Origin of the sequence: Streptomyces sp. NPDC019890, assembly GCF_044903445.1 — a bacterium.
In the GTDB taxonomy this organism is placed as follows: domain Bacteria; phylum Actinomycetota; class Actinomycetes; order Streptomycetales; family Streptomycetaceae; genus Streptomyces.
On record NZ_JBJDQK010000010.1, the window covers coordinates 102,600 to 121,188 of the forward strand.

The window sequence follows — 18,589 nt, forward strand, 5'->3', positions numbered from 1 at the left end:
GCGGCACGCGCGCCATGTCGCCCCAAGGGACCCCGTCAGCGGCATCTCCCCAGCCGCGCACACCGGTGCAATGCTGGAGTCCCCCTGCGGGAAGGAGCGCAGCTGTGCTTCGCGTCGCCGTCGTCGGATCGGGACCCAGCGGGGTCTACGCCGCGCAGGATCTCGTCCAGCAGAGCCGGGTACCGGACGTGCGGGTGCACGTACTGGACAGGCTCCCCTGCCCCTACGGACTCGTGCGCTACGGAGTCGCGCCCGACCACGAGAAGATCAAGTCCCTCCAGAACAATCTGCGCACCGTGCTGGAGCACGAGCGGATCGACTTCATCGGCAATGTGGAGGTGGGCACGCACGGGCTCGGTCCCGAGCGGCTGCTGGACCTCTACCACGCGGTCGTGTACTGCGTCGGGGCCGCCCGGGACCGCAGGCTCGGCATTCCGGGCGAGGATCTGCCCGGCAGCCACTCGGCCACCGACTTCGTCTCCTGGTACAGCGCGCACCCAGACTCGGCGGGCAACGGCTTTGCACTCGGGGCGAGTTCGGCCGTGGTGATCGGCGTCGGGAATGTGGCCGTGGATGTCGCCCGCATCCTCGCCCGGGGTGCGGACGAGCTGCGCCCCACCGATGTGCCGCAGGCGGCGCTCGGCGCTCTCGGGCTGAGCCGGGTCCGCGAGGTGCACATGGTGGGCAGGCGCGGCCCCTCACAGGCGAAGTTCACCACCAAGGAGTTGCGGGAGCTCGGCGCGCTGCCCTCGGCCGAGGTGGTGGTCGAGCCCGCCGATCTCGCACTGGACCCCGCGTACGCGGACCCTTCGGCCGCCGCTGCCCTGCCCGCGGTCAACCGGCGCAATCTCGATGTCGTACGCGGCTGGGCGGCGCAGCCCGCCCGGGGCCAGGAGCGCCGGATACATCTGCGGTTCTTCCTGCGCCCGGTGGAGCTGCTCGAAGACGCCGGCCGGGTGGCGGCCGTACGGTTCGAGCGCACCGTTCCGGACGGCGAGGGCGGCGTGCGGGGCACCGGAGCGTACGAGGAGATCGCGGCGCAGCTGGTGCTGCGGGCGGTCGGCTACCGGGGCGTGCCGCTGGCCGGGCTGCCGTTCGACGAGCGGCACGGGACAGTGCCGCACACCGGTGGACGGGTGCTGCGGGAAGGGGTTCCGTCCCCCGGGGAGTATGTGGCGGGGTGGATCAAGCGTGGACCGACCGGGGTGATCGGCACCAACCGGCCGTGCGCCAAGGAGACGGTGGCCTCACTGCTCGACGACGCGGCAGTGCTCGCCCTGCGTCCGGTCGCCGCCGATCCGCTGGCGGCGCTGCGGGAGTCGGGACACCGCCCCGTCCAGTGGCCGGGCTGGCTGGCGATCGAGGCGGCGGAGTCGGCGCTGGGCGTGACGCTCGGCCGAGGGTCCGTCAAGATCGCCGACTGGCCGGGGCTGTTGACTGCGGCGGGAGACGGCATGGCCGGCTGAATCGAGCGGGCGGTGGCGCAGGCCGTGGCGGCCTGCGGAGCGTCGGGCGCCGCCGCCCGGGGACGGCGTCAGCTGTCGCCATGGCGCTCCGCCTGTCGCCCCGCGGCGGCGAGGACGCTGTCCAGCAGGCCGGGGAAGAGCGCGTCCAGGTCGGCGCGGCGCAGCCCGTTCATCTTGGCCGTGCCCTGGTAGATCTGCTGGATCACGCCGTTCTCACGCAGCACGCGGAAGTGGTGGGTGGTGGTCGACTTGGTCACGGGCAGGTCGAAGTGCGAACAGGACAGGTCGCCCTCTGCCGTCGCGAGCTCGCGCACCACACGCAGCCGCATCGGCTCGGAGAGCGCATGGAGCACGTTCTCCAGTCGGATCTCGTCGCGGGTGGGGTGAGCGAGCACGCGGGGGCTTGTCGCGGTGGTCACGGCGGCGGCTCCACTTCATCCGGGGTTTCCATTGTACGAATTCCTTCGTAGTTTGACACTCGCCGTAATACGATAAATCTCGTACGAGACGCGTAAGGGGCCCCGCGCGTGCGCAGCGAGGAGCCCGCACGCGCGTTTCGGGGCAAGGGGTGACAGGATCACCGCGAACTGCGAGAGGAGATGACGCCATGTCCCGGCGCGGAGCTGACCTGGACGAACTCGACCGCAAGATCATCGCGGCGCTGATGGCCGACGCGCGCGCGAGCCTGCGGGAGATCGGCGCGTCGATCGGCCTCTCGGCGCCCGCCGTGAAACGCCGGGTGGACCGCCTTCGGGAGCAAGAAGTGATCACAGGCTTCACCACGGTGGTGAAGCCCTCGGCCCTGGGCTGGCACACCGAGGCCTATGTGGAGGTGTTCTGCGACGACGCGGCTCCGCCCAGGCGGCTGGCGGACGTGGTGCGTATTCACCCCGAGATCCAGTCGGCCGTGACGGTCACCGGCCGGGCAGACGCGATCCTGCACATCAGGGCGCTCGACGTCGCACATTTCGAGGACGTCCTCGAACGGATCCGGTCGGAGCCCTTTGTGAAGGCCACCAACACCTTCATCGTGCTCACGCACCTTCTTCCGAGCAGCCCCGAGGCCGGCTCCGGACGCATCGCGCCGGACCTGACGTAACAAGTGGTGGCTCCAGGCCTCTTATACGCAACATAGTTGCGAGAACACGCAACTCATTCATCTTGTTGCTGTCCGTCACCAATCTCTAGCGTGGTCGGCATCCCGCGGCCCAAGGAAAGGAACACGAGGATGCCGTCCGTCCGAACAGCGAAGCAGCGTCGGTATCTTGTCTGCCCTCCGGAGCACTTCGACGTCCGGTACTCCATCAACCCCTGGATGACGTCCGTCGAGCCGGTCGACACAGCATTGGCACACAAGCAGTGGGACGGGCTCGTATCCCTTTATCGGGAGCTGGGTCATACCGTCGACACGGTCGAACCGGTCGTCGATCTCCCCGACATGGTGTTCGCGGCCAATTCGGCGCTCGTACTCGACGGGAAGGTGTTCGGCGCCCAGTTCCACGCTCGGGAGCGGCAACCGGAGGCCGCCCACTACCGCACCTGGTTCGAGGGCGCGGGTTTCGAGACGCGCGTCCCCTCCCACACCTGCGAAGGAGAAGGCGACTTCACTCCCGTCGGCGGATTCATCCTCGCCGGCACCGGGTTCCGCACTCTGCCTGCCGCCCATCACGAGGCCCAGGAATTCTTCGGCACGCCGACGGTGAGCCTGCACCTGGTCGACCCGCACTTCTACCACCTGGACACGGCGCTCTTCGCTCTCGACGAGAGCAATATCGCCTACTACCCGGGTGCTTTCTCGGAGGGCAGCCAGAAGGTCCTGAAGGCGCTCTTCCCCGATGCCGTCGTCTCCGCTCGCGAGGATGCGCTGGCCTTCGGGCTCAACTCCATATCCGACGGGCGCAATGTGGTGATCGCGCAGGACGCGACGGGACTCATCGACAGCATCGAGGCGCACGGGTATGTGCCCGTCCCCGTGGATCTCTCCGAGTTCCGCAAGGCGGGCGGCGGGGCGAAATGCTGCACTCAGGAAATCCGCGGCTGAGGAGCCACGCACGCAAGGGGCTCGCGCACGGGGCCTGACACACCTCCCGCACGGGGCCGTGCGTGAGCCTCACGCATGGACCTCACCCGCGCGACCCGACCAGCGCGACCGAATACGTACCGACTCGGCGCGCAGTGCCGCGAGCAGTTGCCCGGCGCTGCGCGCCGCTGTCGCGTGCAGCATCGCAACGCCGATCTGCCGGACCAGCGGCGGCCCCGCGACCGGGCGGACCGCGATGTCGGTACGCGGATTGTTCAGCCCCAGCCTCGGTGCCAGCGCCACGCCGATCCCGGCGGCGACAAACCCCTGCATCACGGCATAGTCGTCGGTCCGCATCCCGTGCACGGGCTCGAAGCCGTGCTGCGCGCACGCCCACGACAGCGCACGGTCGCAGGGGTCCCAGTCCGTCGTACCCATGATCCACTTGTCCGTACGCAGGGCGTCGAGCGGGACGCGCTCCAGGGCGGCCTGCGGATGATCGACCGGCAGCACCAGGAGCAGCGGGTCCTCGAGCAACGGGTGGACCGTGAACTCCTCCTCCAGATCGAGGCGGTCACCCGGCTGCGAGAAGACGAGCGACAGATCCAGCTGGCGCGAACGCAGCCCGCGCAGCAGCTCGGGCAGCTCCCCCTCGGTGAGCGAGACCTGCACCCCGGCCTCGTGCAGCGTTCTGACCGCGGGCGGCAGCAGCAGAGCGCCCGCCGTGGGGAACGTACCGACGCGCAGGGCGCACGAGCCGTGCGCCACGACGTCGCGCGTCTCCCGCTCGGCGAGCAGCATCCGTTCCAGGATGGCTTCGGCATGCGGCAGCAGGGCCTCACCGACCTCGGTGAGCGCGGTGCCGCGCGGCCCCCGGTGGACCAGCCGCGCGCCGAAGTGCGCCTCAAGAGTCGTCAGGTGGTGCGCGATGGTCGGGTGGCTGTGGTGCAGGGATCGCGCGGCCGCCGCGAGCGAGCCCTCGCGGGCGATGGCCCGCAGCACCTGGAGATGGCGAAGATCGAACACTGTGCATCCAGCTGTAGAAGTTCTCTGTACATCTACAGATAACTGCAGGGTTCTTCTACGTCCAGCGCGCTGCCAATGTCTCGTACATGACCACGAGCACCGCCCCTCCGGCCAACGTCCGACCCTCGGCCGAGCCACAGCTCATCGCCCCGTATGCCGAGGCCCTCAGGGCGCACTCCGAGACCGACTGGCTGCGGCTGAACGTCCCCGGACACAGTGCGGCACCCCATCGCTTCGGCGCGCTCGCCGAGTTGGTGGGATCCGCGCCACTGGCGCTCGACGTCCCTCCGCTGCTCGACGGAATCGACCTCGGTCCCGGCAGCCCCCTGGACCGCGCGCTCGTCCTGGCCGCTCAGGCCTGGGGCGCCCGGCGCACCTGGTTCCTCACCAATGGAGCCTCGCAGGGCAATCGCATGGCCACCCTGGTCTCGCGTGCCCTCGGCGAGACCCTGGTCGTCCAGCGGAGCGTGCACTCGAGCGTCATCGACGGACTCGTCCTCTCGGGCCAGCGGGCCGCCTTCGTCCAGCCGTCCGTCGACCCGTCGCTCGGCATCGCCCACGGCATCACCGCCGACGATCTCGCCGGCGCGCTCGCCGCCCACCCGGAGGCGGCCGCCGCATATGTCGTGACGCCCAGCTACTTCGGGGCAGTGGCCGATGTGCGGGCCCTGGCGGAGGTGTCGCACCGCGCGGGCGTACCGCTCATCGTCGACGAGGCATGGGGAGCCCACTTCGGCTTCCATCCGGACCTGCCGGCCAACGCCCTGGCGCAGGGGGCGGACATCGTCGTCTCCAGTACGCACAAGCTCGGCGGCAGTCTCACGCAGTCCGCGATGCTGCACCTCGCCGACGGCCCGTTCGCGGATGTGCTGGAACCGCTCGTCGACCGAGTGTTCCACCTGACCCAGTCGACCAGCGCCAGCTCCCTGCTCCTCGCCTCCCTGGACACCGCGCGGCAGACTCTCGCCAACTCGGCCGACGCGATCGCCGCGTCCGTCGAGGCGGCCGACGTCATGCGCGCCGCGGTGCGCGCGGCGGGCCGGTTCTCGGTGGTGAGCGACGACTTCGGGCGTTTCGCCGACATCGCCGCCGCCGATCCGCTGCGTGTCGCGATCAACACCCGGACCGGCGGGATCCGTGGCCACGAGGCGCGCTGGCAGCTCATGAAGGACCACCAGATCCTGGTGGAGGTGGCGACGGACGCGGCAGTCGTGGCCGTGGTCGGGGCGGGCTCGTCCCCGGACACCGCCCGTTTCGTACAGGCGCTGCACGCCCTTCCGGATCTCCTCGCTCCGTCCGCGGAGCCCCCGCGACTGCGACTGCCCGAACCGGGCCCGGTCCGCATGACCACCCGGGAGGCCTTCCTCGCCCCCAGCCGGGCCGTTCCCGCCGACCGGGCAGTCGGCCGCATCAGTGCCGACACGCTCTCCGCCTATCCGCCCGGCATCCCCAATGTGCTGCCCGGCGAGGTCATCACCCCCGAGCTCGTCGACTTCTTCCATCGCACCGTCGCCGCACCGAGCGGATACGTACGGGGCGCGGCGGACCCCGGTCTCGCCACCTTCCGCGTGGTCGACACCCCCGCACACCGCTGAGACCCGGGTTGTACGAGATCCCGCCCAGGTGCACGCGGGCGGCGGACACCTCCGGTGAACTGGTAGCAGCGGCACCGATGAGTTCCGGGGCCGCGGCCGGTCTGCACTGAGTGGTCCGTACCGAGGAGGCGCATCGTGCTGCTCGAGAACAAGAACGCCGTCATTTACGGAGGCGGAGGTGCGATCGGCGGTGCGGTCGGCCGTGCCTTCGCCCGTGAGGGTGCCCGCGTCCACCTCGCAGGACGCACCCGCAAGAGCCTGGAGGAGGTGGCCGAGGCCATCCGCGCCGCGGGGGGCGCGGCCGAGACCGATCAGGTCGACGCGCTCGACGAAGCGGCGGTCGACCGGCACGCCGACGCCGTGGTCGAACGGGCCGGCAGCCTCGACATCTCGTTCAACCTGATCTCGTACGGGGACGTCCAGGGGACGCCGCTCGCCGAGATGGCCCTCGCGGACTTCGAACAGCCGGTGCACAACGCCGTACGTACCGTGTTTCTCACCTCCAGGGCCGCGGCACGGCACATGATCCGGCAGAAGTCCGGGGTGATCCTCGCCTTCGGCGGCTACGGCGACCCACCGCGCAACCACTTCATGGGCGGCCTCCAGGTGGCCTTCGGGGCCCTGGAGTCCCTCCGCCGGAATCTGGCCGCCGAGCTCGGCCCGCACGGCATCCGTGTCCTCGCGCTCCAGACCGGCGGGGTGCCGGAGACGATCCCCACCGGTTTCGACTGGGCCGACGCGATCACCGAGGAGATCGCGGGGAAGACCCTGCTGGGGAGGGCGGCATCGCTCGCCGACGTGGGGAATGCGGCCGTCTTCGCCGCCAGCGACATGGCCCGCTCGATGACGGCCACCGCGATCAACATCACCGGCGGTTCCGTCGTCGACTGAGCTGTCAGTGGGCGGGTGCAGACTTGCCCCATAACCGAAGCAATCCGCGACAAAGGCGTCATGGAGGCACAAGGCAATGACCGACGTACTTCTGACCGTAGGCACTCGAAAAGGGCTCTTCATCGGCCACCGGCGCGGCGGCACATGGGAGTTCGACGGCCCCCACTTCAATGCCCAGGCCGTGTACTCGATCGGGATCGATGCACGCCGTGCCGTGCCCCGGCTACTGGTCGGCGGCGACAGCGAGCACTGGGGTCCTTCGGTGTTCCACTCCGACGACCTGGGCAGGACCTGGGTCGAGCCACCGAAACCGGCCGTGAAGTTCCCCAAGGACACGGGGGCGTCCGTGGAGCGGGTCTGGCAGCTGCATCCGGCCGGCCCCGCCGCGCCGGACGTGGTGTACGCGGGCACGGAGCCGGCCGCGCTGTTCCGCTCGGACGACGGCGGGGAGACCTTCGATCTCGTACGGCCGCTGTGGGAGCATCCGAGCCGTACGAAGTGGGTGCCCGGCGGCGGCGGTGAGGCGGTGCACACGGTGGTGACCGACCACCGGGACCCGCAGGCGGTGACGGTCGCGGTGTCGGCGGCCGGGGTGTTCCGCTCCAAGGACGGCGGTGCGAGCTGGGCGCCGTCCAACCAAGGGGTTTCGGCCGTCTTCCTGCCCGACCCCAACCCGGAGTTCGGCCAGTGCGTCCACAAGATCGCGCAGGACGCGGGCGATCTGGACCGGCTGTATCTGCAGAACCACTGGGGTGTGTACCGAAGCGACGACGCGGGAGCCAAGTGGACCGACATCGGCGCGGGCCTGCCCTCGGACTTCGGCTTCGCGGTGGCCGCCCATCCGCACCGTCCCGATACGGCTTATGTCTTCCCGATCACGGCGGACAGCGACCGGGTGCCTGCCGGACGCCGCTGTCGCGTCTACCGTACGAACGACGCGGGCGGCAGCTGGGAGGCGCTGTCGGCCGGGCTGCCCGAGGGTGACCACTTCGGCACGGTGCTGCGGGACGCACTGCGCACGGACGACGCCGATCCGGCCGGGGTCTACTTCGGCAATCGCAACGGCGAGGTCTACGCGAGCGCGGACGACGGGGACAGCTGGCAACTCCTCGCCTCGCATCTGCCCGACGTCCTCTGTGTACGGGCTGCGGCCATGGGTTGAGGGGCGTGGTCGCCGCACCAGTAGAGTGACGCTCCGTGGCACGACCGTTGAAAGAAATCGTCGAACCGGGGTGGGCCGACGCCCTCGCGCCGGTGGCCGAACGCATCGCCGCGATGGGCGACTTCCTGCGCACGGAAATCGCGGCGGGACGCACCTATCTGCCCTCCGGGCCGAATGTGCTGCGGGCCTTCCAGCAGCCCTTCGATCAGGTGCGCGTCCTGATCGTCGGTCAGGATCCGTACCCCACACCCGGGCATGCGGTGGGGCTGAGCTTCTCGGTGGCCCCCGAGGTGCGGCCGGTACCGGGCAGCCTGGACAACATCTTCCGCGAGATGCACGCGGACCTGGGGCACCCCCGCCCCTCCAACGGGGACCTCACGCCCTGGACGAAGCAGGGTGTGCTGCTGCTCAACAGGGCGCTCACCACCGCACCCCGCAAGCCCGCCGCGCACCGCGGCAAGGGCTGGGAGGAGGTGACCGAGCAGGCCATCCGGGCCCTTGCCGCCCGCGGCAAACCGCTGGTGTCCGTGCTGTGGGGACGTGATGCCCGCAATCTGCGCCCGCTGCTCGGCGACCTTCCGGCGATCGAGTCCTCGCATCCGTCGCCCATGTCCGCGGACCGCGGCTTCTTCGGCTCCCGCCCGTTCAGCCGGACCAACGAACTCCTCGAACGCCAGGGGGCGCAGCCGGTCGACTGGCAGCTTCCGTGACCCACGGCCGCGGGAGCTGGGTGCTCGGGGTGGACTCCGGCGGCTCCGGGCTGCGTACGGCACTCGCCCACGCGTCCTCCCGGGAGCAGGTCGGGACCGCAGAGTCGCGCGAGCCGGTGCGCACCGGCAGCGGCGGCATCGACGCACAGCATCTGCTGGACCAGCTGCTGCCGATGGCGCGCGGTCTGCTGGAGAGGGCCGGCGGCGGCACCTTGTCCGCGGTCGCGATCGGCGCCGCCGGAATGGCCACGCTCGGCGGCAGGCTGCGCGCCGAACTGCCCGGGGCACTGGCCGAGTCGCTGGATGTACGACGTCTGGCGCTGGCCGCCGACGCGATCACCGCGTATGCCGGGGCGCTCGGCCAGCGCCCGGGGGCCGTGGTGGCGGCAGGCACCGGAATGATCGCGACGGGCACGGATCTGTCGCAGTGGCACCGGGCCGACGGCTGGGGCCATCTGCTGGGCGACAGCGGCGGCGGCGCGTGGATCGGCCGGGCCGGTCTCGAGGCCGCGCTGCGCGCCCACGACGGGCGACGGGGAGGCTCGCCGACGCTGCTGGCCCGGATGACGTCGGTGCTGGGTCCGGCCGAGGAGATGCCGGGCCTGCTCTACCCGCGCTCCGACCGGCCGGCGGTGCTCGCCTCCTTCGCGCCGGAGGTCGGCCGGTGTGCGGCGGAGGGTGACGAGGTTTCCGCGGGCATCCTCGCCGCGGCCGCCCGGCATATCGCGGAGGCGGCCGCGGCGGTCTGCCCGCCCGCCATGGGTGCACCGGAGGAATGTCACGTCGCGCTCACCGGTGGGCTGTTGAAGTTGGGTGACCCGCTGCTGGTACCGCTGAGGGCAGAGCTGGCCCGGCAACTGCCGTACGCACGGCGGGTTTCCGCGGCCGGCGATCCGCTCAGCGGCGCGCTGTCCATCGCGGCCGCGCTCGCCACCGATTCACTGCGATTGCCGCTGCATCCGACGCTGCTGCATGTGCCGACAGAGCTGGACGGTTGAGACGTACAACATTCATCGGATAAATATGGACAGATGACACTTGAGTGCCCCCTCCCCGAACAGCAGTGACCCCAAAACCAGTAGCATGCGGCGCCATGAGCTCCCCCACTGGGCCCGCACCCGGCCTGCCTGTACGAATGCCGCGACCCCGCCAGTCCGGGCGGCACCGCCGCCCGGAACCCGTGGCCGCTCCTGAGGGCGCGCCCGCGCTCGTGCTCGCCGTTCCCGGCGCTCCCGCGCCCGCCACGCGCAGCCTGGCCGAAGAGGTCATAAGCATCGCTCGTTCCGAGCTGCCCGGCCTCGAGGTGGGCATCGGCTACCTCGACGGAGACGACGCCGAGTACCCCACGCTCGAAAGCGTCCTCGCACATACCGCCGCCCGGCGCACCGAGCGGTACGAGATCGCGAGGGCCGCCGGCCGTGAAGTGGCCGCGCCCGAGGGGCCCGCCGCCGTGGTGGTACCGCTCCTCGCCGGACCGGACAACGCGCTGATGCGGCGCATCCGCCAGGCCGTCATGGACAGCCGCGCGGCGGCCGAGCTGACGGACGTCCTCGGTCCGCATCCGCTGCTCGCCGAGGCCCTGCATGTGCGCCTCTCCGAGGCCGGTCTGGCGCGCGCCGACCGCGCCCGGCTGTTCACCGTGGCCACCGCCGCCGACGGCATCATCCTGGCCACGGTCGGCGGCGACGAAGCCGTCCAGGCCGCCGGGATCACCGGCATGCTGCTGGCCGCGCGCCTCGCGGTGCCGGTGATGGCCGCCGCGCTCGACCAGGAGGGCGCGGTCGGCGCGACAGCCGAGCAGCTGCGCGGCTCCGGCTCGGTGAACCTCGCCCTGGCCCCGTATCTGGTCGGCCCCGAGCTGCCCGAGGGTCTGCTGGACGCCGCCGCGAAGGAGGCCGGCTGCGCGGCCGCCGAGGCGCTCGGCGCGTACCCGGCGATCGGCAAGCTGGTGCTTTCGCAGTACACGACGACGCTGGGCATCAGCCCGCAGCCGCAGGGCTCGCCCTCCCTCTAGAACCACCCCGAGGCCGTCGCACCGAAGGCCTCACTGAGGTTCCGCCCTGCGTAGACGAAGGGTCCGCGCCGTGCATCGGTGCGGGCCCGCGCGCTTGCACGGCGGTGCGGACCCTCACGGTGCAGGGCCCGGCCCCGCGGTCAGGCGAAGATCACGCAGGAGGCCGCGGGGGCGGACAGGGAGCCCGCCCGGCGCGGAATGCCGCTGTGCGGGTCGATGTCGAACCAGGTGACATCCCCGGAGCGCTCATTGGCCGTGTACAGCCTGCGCCCCGTCGGGTCCAGGGCCAGATCGCGCGGCCAGCGCCCGCCGCACGGCACCGTGGTGACCAGCTCCGCCTTCTCGCGCGTCGTGTCGAGCGTGAGGACGGCGATGCTGTCGTGGCCGCGGTTGGCCGCCCAGAGGTACCGGCCGTCGTGCGAGACGACCACCTCGGACGGGTGGACCGGCCCCGAAACGCCGTCCGCCACCACTGGCGTCTCGCCGAGCGGTTGGAGTTCCCCGGCGTCCGCGTCCCAGCGGCAGACGGTGAGGGTCGCCTCCAGCTCGTTCAGCACATAAACGTGGCTGCCCGCGGGGTGGAAGGCGAGGTGGCGCGGTCCGGTCCCGGGGCGCAGCGCGGTCTCGCGGTGCTGAGTCAGCTCGCCCGCCCGCGGATCCAGTGCGCAGATGCGTACGGAGTCGGTGCCGAGGTCGATGCCGAGCACCCAGCGCCCGCTCGGATCGGGCAGCACCTGGTGCGCGTGCGGGCCGCGCTGCCGGTCCGGGTGCGGGCCCGCGCCCTCGTGCTGCAGTACGCCGCTGGTGGCGCGCGGCTCCCCGGCGGCCCCGACGGGGAGCACGCTGACACTGCCGGAGCCGTAGTTGGCGGTCACCAAGTGGCCCCCGACAAGCGCGAGATGGGTGGGTGCGTCGCCGCACACCGGGACCGTGGTGCCGATCGGCTTCGGCGCGGGACCGCTGATGTCGAAGGCGGCCACCGCCCCCTGAGCCGTCTCGGAGACGGCATAGAGGACGGGGCCACCGGACCCGGTCGCGAGGGCGAGGTACGAGGGATCCGCGACGGCGTCACTGAAGCCCGTCTCCGTCAACGCGCCGGTCCGGCCGTCCACGTCCGCTGCGATGATCCCGCGGCCCCCTGCCGAGGTGAACGACCCGATGAACGCCCGCCCGCCACCCTTGTCACCCACTGCGTTTCCCCTCTCCGCCCACGTCTGCGCCCACTGATCGCGTGCTGTCCGGCCGACGGTAGCAGTCGGTCTAGACCAACTCGGTCTGTGCTCTCCCTTCGCCGCGAGCGCGCGCCTGCGCCTCGGGGTGGTGGACATAGGCGGGCCGCCACTGGGTGGGGTCGTACGTCCGGTGGAAGACGGGTGTCGCGGAGCCCGAGATCGGCGGCACGATCCACGACCAGTCGGCGCCCACGGCGCGGCCCCGGCTCTCCTCGCGGTCCAGATGGGTGAGGAAGCGGCGCGATTCGGAGTGGTGGTCGGCGACCGTGACGCCCGCGCGGTCGAAGGAGTGCAGCACGGCGCGGTTCACCTCGACGAGCGCACGGTCCTTCCAGAGCGAGCGGTCGTCGCCGGTGTCGAGGCCAAGACGGTCGGCGATGAGCGGCAGCAGGTCGTAGCGGTCGCAGTCGCCGAGGTTGCGCGCGCCGATCTCGGTGCCCATGTACCAGCCGTTGAACGGTGCGGCCGGGTAGCAGACCCCGCCGATCTCCAGGCACATGTTGGCGATGGCGGGTACGGCGTTCCAGCGCAGGCCCAGATCCGCGAACCAGCTCTCCTCCGGGTGGTGCAGCTCCACTTCGAGCACGGTGTCGCGCGGCAGCTCGTAGTAGCGCGGCTTGCGGTCGCCGTCCTCGATGACGAGGGGCAGCAGATCGAAGGGCGTGCCGGGGCCGCCCGGCCAGCCGAGGCCGAGGGCGAAGCCGGTGAGTCCGGCGTTGCGCGGGTCGCCGACCGCCGCGCCCCGCGCCGAGCCGTAGCAGGCGTACCGTACGAGCTGCTCGTTCCAGATCCGCGGCCCGGGCCGGTAGGGCGCGTCGGGGGCGAACACGGTGATCAGCGGGCGGATCCGACCGCCGTTGGTGGCCTCCCGCAGATGCTGGGCGGACTCGCGTGCCACGGAGTCGGCGTCGTCGATGTGTCTGCGGTCGCGTATGCGCAGGGAGCGCCAGTAGAGCCGGCCTATGCAGCGGTTGCTGTTGCGCCAGGCGACGCGCGCCCCGTAGTCGAGTTCGGCTCGGGTGTGGCGGTAGGTGCCGGTCTCGTCGATCTCCGCGCGTACGGCGGCGATCCTGGCCGTCGGATCTCCTGGCGCCTCCTCCCGGTGGAAGAGCCTGATGAAGTCCTCGGCCTCCTGGCGCAGTTCGGATCCGAACACAGAGTTCTGCATGGCGCGCACCCCCGGGCTCCTGGATGGACCTACGTGGATGCCGCTGTGGTTACCCCTTGAACAGGCTGATCCACCCTGTGTGTGCCGGAGGAAATTGCCTCATTCACAGGCGATATGTCTATGCCCAGGTCAGGCGGGCACGAGGGGAGCTCGCGGGGAGGTACGCAGGGGCGCGTCGAGCTCCGCGAGCGCCTGCTCCAGCGCCTGAAGGTGACCGAGTGCCGCCTCGGCACCAGGGTGATGCTGCGGCGCCGCTACGGAGCCGAGATGAGTCCCGCTCTGCCGGGTCGCGGGCGGCACCAGGGCGTGCACGGCGGCTTCGACACGCTGACAGGCGGCGGCCAGCCGGGCGTCGTGCGAGGCGGCCGGGTCGGCGGCCACGGCGGCGAGGCCGCGCACCTCGCGTGCGCAGTCGTCGAGCAGCACGATCACCCGGCGGGCGCGCGCCTTGCGGGCCCGCAGCGGGCTGAGCGGGTGGACCAGCGGCGCGACCGACATCCGCACCCGGCCGAGCAGCAGGTCCAGTTCGGCGGCGAGCGGTGCCGGATCGGCCTGCTCGTCCCCGGCGAGACGGCGCGCCGCCGCGGTGGTGCAGCCGTGCACGCAGTGCAGTGCGCGCCGGATCCAGGCGTCGGTGGCCGCGTGGGTGGTGACGGGCAGAATCAGCGCGACGCCGAGAGCGGCACCGAGCGCGCCGACCGCCGTCTCCTGGAACCGGAGCAGCAGCAGACCCGGGTGGAGGACGCCGAGAAGTCCGTACAGCAGTCCCGCCATGACGGTGACGAAGAAGATCATCCAGCTGTACGAGGGCGCGGCGGTGTAGAAGATGCCGAAGACGCAGACCGCGACCAGGGCGGCGGTGGGCACGGGCGCGCCCGCGATCGGGATGGCGATCAGCAGGCCCGCCGCGATGCCGGTGACCGTGCCCACGACCCGGCGGAAGCCGCGGACCAGGGTCTCGCCTCGCGAGGCGGTGTTGACGAAGATCCACCAGGCGGTGCCGACGGCCCAGTACCAGCGGTCCGGCGAGATCAGCTGCCCGGCGGCGAGCGCGATGGCGCAGGCGAAGGTCGCCTGAAAGGCCTGGCGGGTGGTGGGGCGGGCGAGTCCGCGGCCGGGCAGTGGGACGGGCGCGGCGGGCGGCGGCGTACGCCGTTCGACGGGCCACAGCCCGAAGCGGACCACGGAGGTGGCGGCGACGGCCAGCGCCACCGCGCCGTACAGCTCCGGCAGCTGGGCGGGGACCGCATGCAGGAACTGGGTGATGAAGAACATCATGAACGCGAAGATCCCCAGCGCGTGTCCGCGTGGGCCCCAGCGCCTGGCGTAGACGCCGCAGAAGACCACGGCGAGCCAGGCGGCGGCGCGCAGCAGCGGCTGTCCGTGCAGCGTGGTCGCCAGCGCGAGCACGGGGAAGCCGACGGCGGGCAGCACAGCCGTGGTGACTGCCTGGCGTCGCACCGTCGGGTCGCCGACCGTGAAGAGCGCGAGCAGGGCCGCGAGCCCGCCGGTGATGGATGCGATGAGGGAGAGCCCGGCCAGTTCGGCCGCGGCGACCGCGAGGCCGGTGCCGAGCACGGCGCGCGTCGAGACGCGCAGTCGCGCACGCCCGGGATCGGGAGCGACGAACATCCTCCTCAGCACTGCTTCCCGCCCCTCTTCGTCTCGGCATGAAAAAGGCGCCGCGGAATCCGCAGCGCCATCGACGGCTACATGACAGCATCTTCGGCCTCAGTGGCACAAGTGATGCTCGATCTGGTGGGCCATTGGTACAGCAGACCATGATCATAGTTGGCCAGAAGGACGCCAACGGACCATGCCGGTGCGGCGGAGCCCTCCCTGCAAACCCCTTCGGCGATGCCCTTTCCTCCGGGGTTCGGGCCCCTTGTCCGCCGGGGCGGATAACGCGAAGCTGGACAGCCACGGCAGAACAGGGCACTTGGGGGGAAGTTCTCGTGTACGAACAGGAGATCAGTCGGCGCAACCCGGGCTGCTTTCTCTTCCTTCTGGACCAGTCCTACTCGATGGGGGCCCCGATATCCGGCAGCCCGGCGCCGAAGGCCTCCGCGCTGGCCTCCATGATCAACGAGCTGTTGTACGCCATCGTTCTGGAGTGCACGAAGGACTTCCAGGAGCTGCCCCGTCACTACTTCGACGTCGGGGTGATCGGCTATTCCGGGACGGGGGTCCGCCCTCTGCTGCCCGGCACCTCGCGCCGTCGCGCTCTCCTTCCGGTGCACCAGTACGCGGGCACCGGCCGACTGGTCGAGCACTCTCATACGCTGCGCCGGCCGGACGGGACCGTGGTGGAGGAGCGGGCCACGGCACCGGAGTGGATAGCACCGCTCAACTCCGGGATGACACCGATGTGCGCCGCTCTCGGCATGGCCCACAAGGTCCTGCGCGGCTGGGTGAAGCAGCACCGGTCATCCTTCCCGCCGATCGTTCTCAACATCACGGACGGCGAGGCCACGGACGGAGATCCCCGCAGCGAAGCCCGGCGGATCACCCGGCTGGGCACCGCTGACGGCGCCGCGCTGCTGTTCAACCTCCATCTGTCGGAGGCGAAGGGGGAATCGATCCCGTTCCCCCTCGAGCCGCCTCCCGGAGTACCGCAGGCGGCGTTACTTTTCGAGATGTCCAGCGCACTGCCCGGCACGCTCGTGCAGGCCTCGGGGTACAGCGACCGGATCCGCCCCGGTGCACGCGGCTTCGTGTTCAACGCGGGTGCCGCGTCCTTGATGGACTTCCTGCGCATCGGCACCAGCACCACGTCCCTGATCGGCGAGCATTGAACGAGCTGGGTCCGCCGCCGACCCGAACCGTGCTGAGGTGCGAGGCCCTTGTCGTCCCCAAGGGGCGGGCCAGCGAGTGCGAGGACGCGCACGCCTGGAATGCCCACCGGGCGGCGGTCTGCGACGGTGCCTCCCGGGCCTTCGCCTCGGGACGGTGGGCCACCGTGCTCGCCCAGGAGTTTCTCGTCACCGAACTCGACCGGTCGGGCGAGAACGAGACGCGCGTCCTCGACGGCTGGCTGGCACAGATCCGGCGACGCTGGGCCGAGCAGACCGCGTCGGCCACCGATGTGCCGGTCTATGTACGCGATGCGCTGGCCCGCGGGTCGGCCGCGACATTCCTGGGCGTGGAAACCCATGACCTGAGCTCGGACCGGCCGGGCGCCACGCCGTTTCTGGAGTACCGCGCCTTCGCCGTCGGGGATTCGTGTCTGTTCCATCTCCGTGACGGATGGCCGGTCGAGGTCTTTCCCCTGGACCGGGCCGAGCAGTTCGACACGCATCCCGCGCTGGTGCCGACCAGGGCCGAACTGCTCGGCTCGCTCGAGCGGGTGCTCCGCCTCACCTCGGGTGTCTGCGGCCCGGACGACACCCTGCTGCTGGCCACGGACGCGCTCGCGGAGTGGGCTCTGCGGTCGGCGGGCGAGTGCAGCGGGGTCTGGACCTTCCTCGAGGGCGCGGACGAGACCGAATTCGACGCCAGAGTAAGAGATCTGAGGGAGCAGCGGATGATGACTTCGGACGATGTGTCGCTGATCCGGTGCAGGGCGGTCTCCACCGCGTCCCACGCGGCGGACGGGGTCGCGCGATAGCAGGGCGCCGTGCAGCAGACGCTCCCGCAAGGCGCCGGCCCCGCCGAAGTCGTGAGCGACCACCAGCGGTGAGCGCGATGCGGTGTCACTTGCTGCCAACCTCGCCGCGGCGCCCGATGTGCTTTACAACTTGAGGGTGAACCAGGTGGTCTTTCCCTCGTCGGTGGGCCGCACGCCCCAACTGTCGGCGAGGGTATCGACCAGGATGAGTCCGCGTCCGGACTCCTCGTCATCGGCCGCAAGCCGGGGCTGGGGCAAGTGAGGGCTGTTGTCGCTGATCTCCACCGCGAGTTCGGAGACGGTCCGGCGCAAGTGCAGGCCGATCGGCCCCTGCGCATGCTGGATTGCATTGGTCAGTACTTCGGAAAGCAGAAGCCCTGCGTCGTCGATCGTCTCGGCACACTCCCAGGTCGTGAGGACCTTGCTGATGAAGGCGCGCCCCTCGGGCACGGATGAGGGGGCGGCGGTCAGATCGATGGTGGTCGTGGCCAGTGGTGCGTCCGGGAACTGGGTCAGGAGCAGGGTGACGTCATCATTGTGACCATCGGCATCAGGCAGCAGGGTGGCAAGCACGTGGTCGGCGGCCGCTTCGAGGCTCGGTGTCGTGGAGAAGAAGTCGTCGAGGGTGGTGATGAGTTTCGCGAGCTGGTGCTCGATGTCGCTGCCAGGGGTTTCGATCAGCCCGTCCGTGTAGAGGACGAGGGTCGCGCCGGGCGGTATGGCTGTACGGGTCTGCTGGTGGAGGATGTCGCCGACCCCGAGCGGCGCGTTTACGGGCGCGGGAATCGTGCGAACCTCGCCCGGCACGGCGGCGAGGGTCGGCAGGTGCCCGGCCGAGCAGATGGTCACCTCCCCGGCATCCGGGTCGATGACCAGATAGCAGCAGGTGACCAGCTGGTCGGGAACGTCCAGGTCGGTGACGACTGCGTCCAGGGCCTGCATGAGCTGACGGGGCTGCATGCCGGTTTTGGCCAGGGCGTGCGCAGCTGAGCGCAATTGGCCCATCACAGCAGCTGCCTCCAGGCCGCGGCCCATGACGTCCCCGATGAGGACTCCGACCCGGCCTGCTCCCAGCGGGATGAGGTCGAACCAGTCGCCGCCCACACCGGCGCCCTGGGTGGCCGGCAAGTAGCGACTGGCAGCGGAGAGACCGGGGATGTTCGGCGGGGTACCCATAAGGCTGCGCTGCAGGGTGAGTGCGATGTGTCGCTGTTGCTCGTAGAGGGCCGTGAGTTCGGCCTCGGCCCGCTTGCGGTCGCTGATGTCCCGCACGATGGCGCAAGCACCGATGACCGAGCCGTCGGGGGCGCGGGTCGGCCACAGAGTGACGTCGACGTCCAGCATTTGACCCGTGCGGGTGGCCCGCAGGGTTTCGAAGTGCTCGACCCTCTCCCCCCGCCAAAGGCGGTCCAGGAGCTCGGTGACTTCCTCCCGGCGGTCGGCGGGGGCGAGCATGCTCACATGCTGCCCGATGACTTGCGCGGCCGTGTAGCCGTACAGTCGCTGGGCTGCGGCATTCCAGTACGTAATGCGGCCGTCCAGGGTATTGGCGAGGATCGCGTCCTGGGAGGATTCAACGAGCGCCGCGAGTTCGTTGATGCGTTCCTCGGCGGCTTTGCGGTCGCTGACGTCACGTACGGCCGCGGAGACGAGCAGACCGTCGGCAGTCTCCAGGGGACTGAGACTGATCTCAACCGG

At 70.8% G+C, this 18,589-nt stretch carries 17 protein-coding genes; 11 read left to right on the forward strand and 6 right to left on the reverse strand.

Annotated elements, in window-relative coordinates:
* Positions 1-104: 104 nt before the first annotated feature.
* Positions 105-1,466 carry an FAD-dependent oxidoreductase gene (locus ACI2LP_RS25590; RefSeq protein ID WP_404726839.1) on the forward strand — a complete coding sequence of 454 codons (1,362 nt, stop codon included), beginning with the start codon at positions 105-107 and terminating at the stop codon, positions 1,464-1,466.
* A 68-nt stretch (positions 1,467-1,534) separates the two neighbouring features.
* On the opposite strand, the gene ACI2LP_RS25595 is transcribed toward ACI2LP_RS25590, so the two are convergent.
* Entirely contained in the window at positions 1,535-1,885 is a 351-nt protein-coding gene (locus ACI2LP_RS25595) for an ArsR/SmtB family transcription factor (RefSeq protein WP_404726840.1), read from the reverse strand.
* Between the two features lie 188 nt (positions 1,886-2,073).
* Between ACI2LP_RS25595 and ACI2LP_RS25600 the strand changes: the two genes are divergently transcribed.
* Both ACI2LP_RS25600 and ddaH read left to right on the forward strand, forming a co-directional pair.
* Positions 2,074-2,565, forward strand: coding sequence for an Lrp/AsnC family transcriptional regulator (locus tag ACI2LP_RS25600; protein ID WP_404726841.1), 492 nt, complete (start codon positions 2,074-2,076; stop codon positions 2,563-2,565).
* Positions 2,566-2,694: 129 nt separating this feature from the next.
* A complete protein-coding gene (ddaH, locus tag ACI2LP_RS25605; protein WP_404726842.1) occupies positions 2,695-3,507 on the forward strand; it encodes a dimethylargininase in 813 nt (270 codons plus the stop codon).
* 69 nt (positions 3,508-3,576) lie between these two features.
* Here ddaH and ACI2LP_RS25610 read toward each other — a convergent pair whose 3' ends face one another.
* Positions 3,577-4,512 carry a LysR family transcriptional regulator gene (locus ACI2LP_RS25610; protein WP_404726843.1) on the reverse strand — a complete coding sequence of 312 codons (936 nt, stop codon included), beginning with the start codon at positions 4,510-4,512 and terminating at the stop codon, positions 3,577-3,579.
* An 86-nt stretch (positions 4,513-4,598) separates the two neighbouring features.
* Between ACI2LP_RS25610 and ACI2LP_RS25615 the strand changes: the two genes are divergently transcribed.
* From ACI2LP_RS25615 to ACI2LP_RS25640, 6 genes are all read left to right on the forward strand, one after another.
* Positions 4,599-6,107: an aminotransferase class I/II-fold pyridoxal phosphate-dependent enzyme gene (locus tag ACI2LP_RS25615; RefSeq protein WP_404726844.1), complete on the forward strand. Its 1,509-nt coding sequence runs from the start codon at positions 4,599-4,601 to the stop codon at positions 6,105-6,107.
* Positions 6,108-6,242: 135 nt separating this feature from the next.
* Positions 6,243-6,998, forward strand: a complete 756-nt coding sequence (locus ACI2LP_RS25620) for an SDR family NAD(P)-dependent oxidoreductase (protein ID WP_404726845.1) — start codon at positions 6,243-6,245, stop codon at positions 6,996-6,998.
* A 76-nt stretch (positions 6,999-7,074) separates the two neighbouring features.
* Complete coding sequence (locus tag ACI2LP_RS25625) at positions 7,075-8,160, forward strand: WD40/YVTN/BNR-like repeat-containing protein (RefSeq protein ID WP_404726846.1); 1,086 nt, start codon at positions 7,075-7,077, stop codon at positions 8,158-8,160.
* Positions 8,161-8,207: 47 nt separating this feature from the next.
* Positions 8,208-8,870 (forward strand): uracil-DNA glycosylase, encoded by a 663-nt coding sequence (locus ACI2LP_RS25630; protein ID WP_404727014.1) that lies wholly within the window; start codon positions 8,208-8,210, stop codon positions 8,868-8,870.
* On the forward strand, positions 8,867-9,868 hold the full coding sequence (locus ACI2LP_RS25635; RefSeq protein WP_404726847.1) for an N-acetylglucosamine kinase: 1,002 nt from the start codon (positions 8,867-8,869) through the stop codon (positions 9,866-9,868). Before ACI2LP_RS25630 ends, ACI2LP_RS25635 begins: the two co-directional genes overlap by 4 nt.
* Positions 9,869-9,963: 95 nt before the next feature.
* Positions 9,964-10,884, forward strand: coding sequence for a sirohydrochlorin chelatase (locus ACI2LP_RS25640; RefSeq protein WP_404726848.1), 921 nt, complete (start codon positions 9,964-9,966; stop codon positions 10,882-10,884).
* A gap of 140 nt (positions 10,885-11,024) precedes the next feature.
* Here the strand turns inward: ACI2LP_RS25640 and ACI2LP_RS25645 are convergent, their stop codons facing one another.
* The 3 genes from ACI2LP_RS25645 to ACI2LP_RS25655 form a co-directional block, all read right to left on the reverse strand.
* Entirely contained in the window at positions 11,025-12,074 is a 1,050-nt protein-coding gene (locus ACI2LP_RS25645; RefSeq protein WP_404726849.1) for a lactonase family protein, read from the reverse strand.
* Between the two features lie 70 nt (positions 12,075-12,144).
* The gene (locus ACI2LP_RS25650) at positions 12,145-13,284 is read right to left on the reverse strand and encodes a nitric oxide synthase oxygenase (protein WP_404726850.1); all 1,140 of its coding nucleotides are present in this window, start codon (positions 13,282-13,284) and stop codon (positions 12,145-12,147) included.
* Positions 13,285-13,413: 129 nt separating this feature from the next.
* The gene (locus ACI2LP_RS25655; RefSeq protein ID WP_404726851.1) at positions 13,414-14,916 is read right to left on the reverse strand and encodes an FUSC family protein; all 1,503 of its coding nucleotides are present in this window, start codon (positions 14,914-14,916) and stop codon (positions 13,414-13,416) included.
* A gap of 323 nt (positions 14,917-15,239) precedes the next feature.
* Here ACI2LP_RS25655 and ACI2LP_RS25660 point away from each other — a divergent pair, with 323 nt between their 5' ends.
* Positions 15,240-16,079 carry a VWA domain-containing protein gene (locus ACI2LP_RS25660; RefSeq protein ID WP_404726852.1) on the forward strand — a complete coding sequence of 280 codons (840 nt, stop codon included), beginning with the start codon at positions 15,240-15,242 and terminating at the stop codon, positions 16,077-16,079.
* Complete coding sequence (locus ACI2LP_RS25665; protein ID WP_404726853.1) at positions 16,076-16,891, forward strand: hypothetical protein; 816 nt, start codon at positions 16,076-16,078, stop codon at positions 16,889-16,891. Before ACI2LP_RS25660 ends, ACI2LP_RS25665 begins: the two co-directional genes overlap by 4 nt.
* A 123-nt stretch (positions 16,892-17,014) precedes the next feature.
* On the opposite strand, the gene ACI2LP_RS25670 is transcribed toward ACI2LP_RS25665, so the two are convergent.
* Positions 17,015-18,589 (reverse strand): SpoIIE family protein phosphatase (locus ACI2LP_RS25670; protein WP_404726854.1); only part of this gene is annotated, 1,575 nt, incomplete at its 5' end.

Coding starts and splice junctions, on each gene's coding strand:
- ACI2LP_RS25615 (WP_404726844.1), top strand. CDS start 4,599: ATGACCACGAGCACCGCCCCTCCGGCCAACGTCCGACCCTCGGCCGAG.
- ACI2LP_RS25625 (WP_404726846.1), top strand. CDS start 7,075: ATGACCGACGTACTTCTGACCGTAGGCACTCGAAAAGGGCTCTTCATC.
- ACI2LP_RS25640 (WP_404726848.1), top strand. CDS start 9,964: ATGAGCTCCCCCACTGGGCCCGCACCCGGCCTGCCTGTACGAATGCCG.
- ddaH (WP_404726842.1), top strand. CDS start 2,695: ATGCCGTCCGTCCGAACAGCGAAGCAGCGTCGGTATCTTGTCTGCCCT.
- ACI2LP_RS25655 (WP_404726851.1), bottom strand. CDS start 14,916: ATGTTCGTCGCTCCCGATCCCGGGCGTGCGCGACTGCGCGTCTCGACG.
- ACI2LP_RS25650 (WP_404726850.1), bottom strand. CDS start 13,284: ATGCAGAACTCTGTGTTCGGATCCGAACTGCGCCAGGAGGCCGAGGAC.
- ACI2LP_RS25600 (WP_404726841.1), top strand. CDS start 2,074: ATGTCCCGGCGCGGAGCTGACCTGGACGAACTCGACCGCAAGATCATC.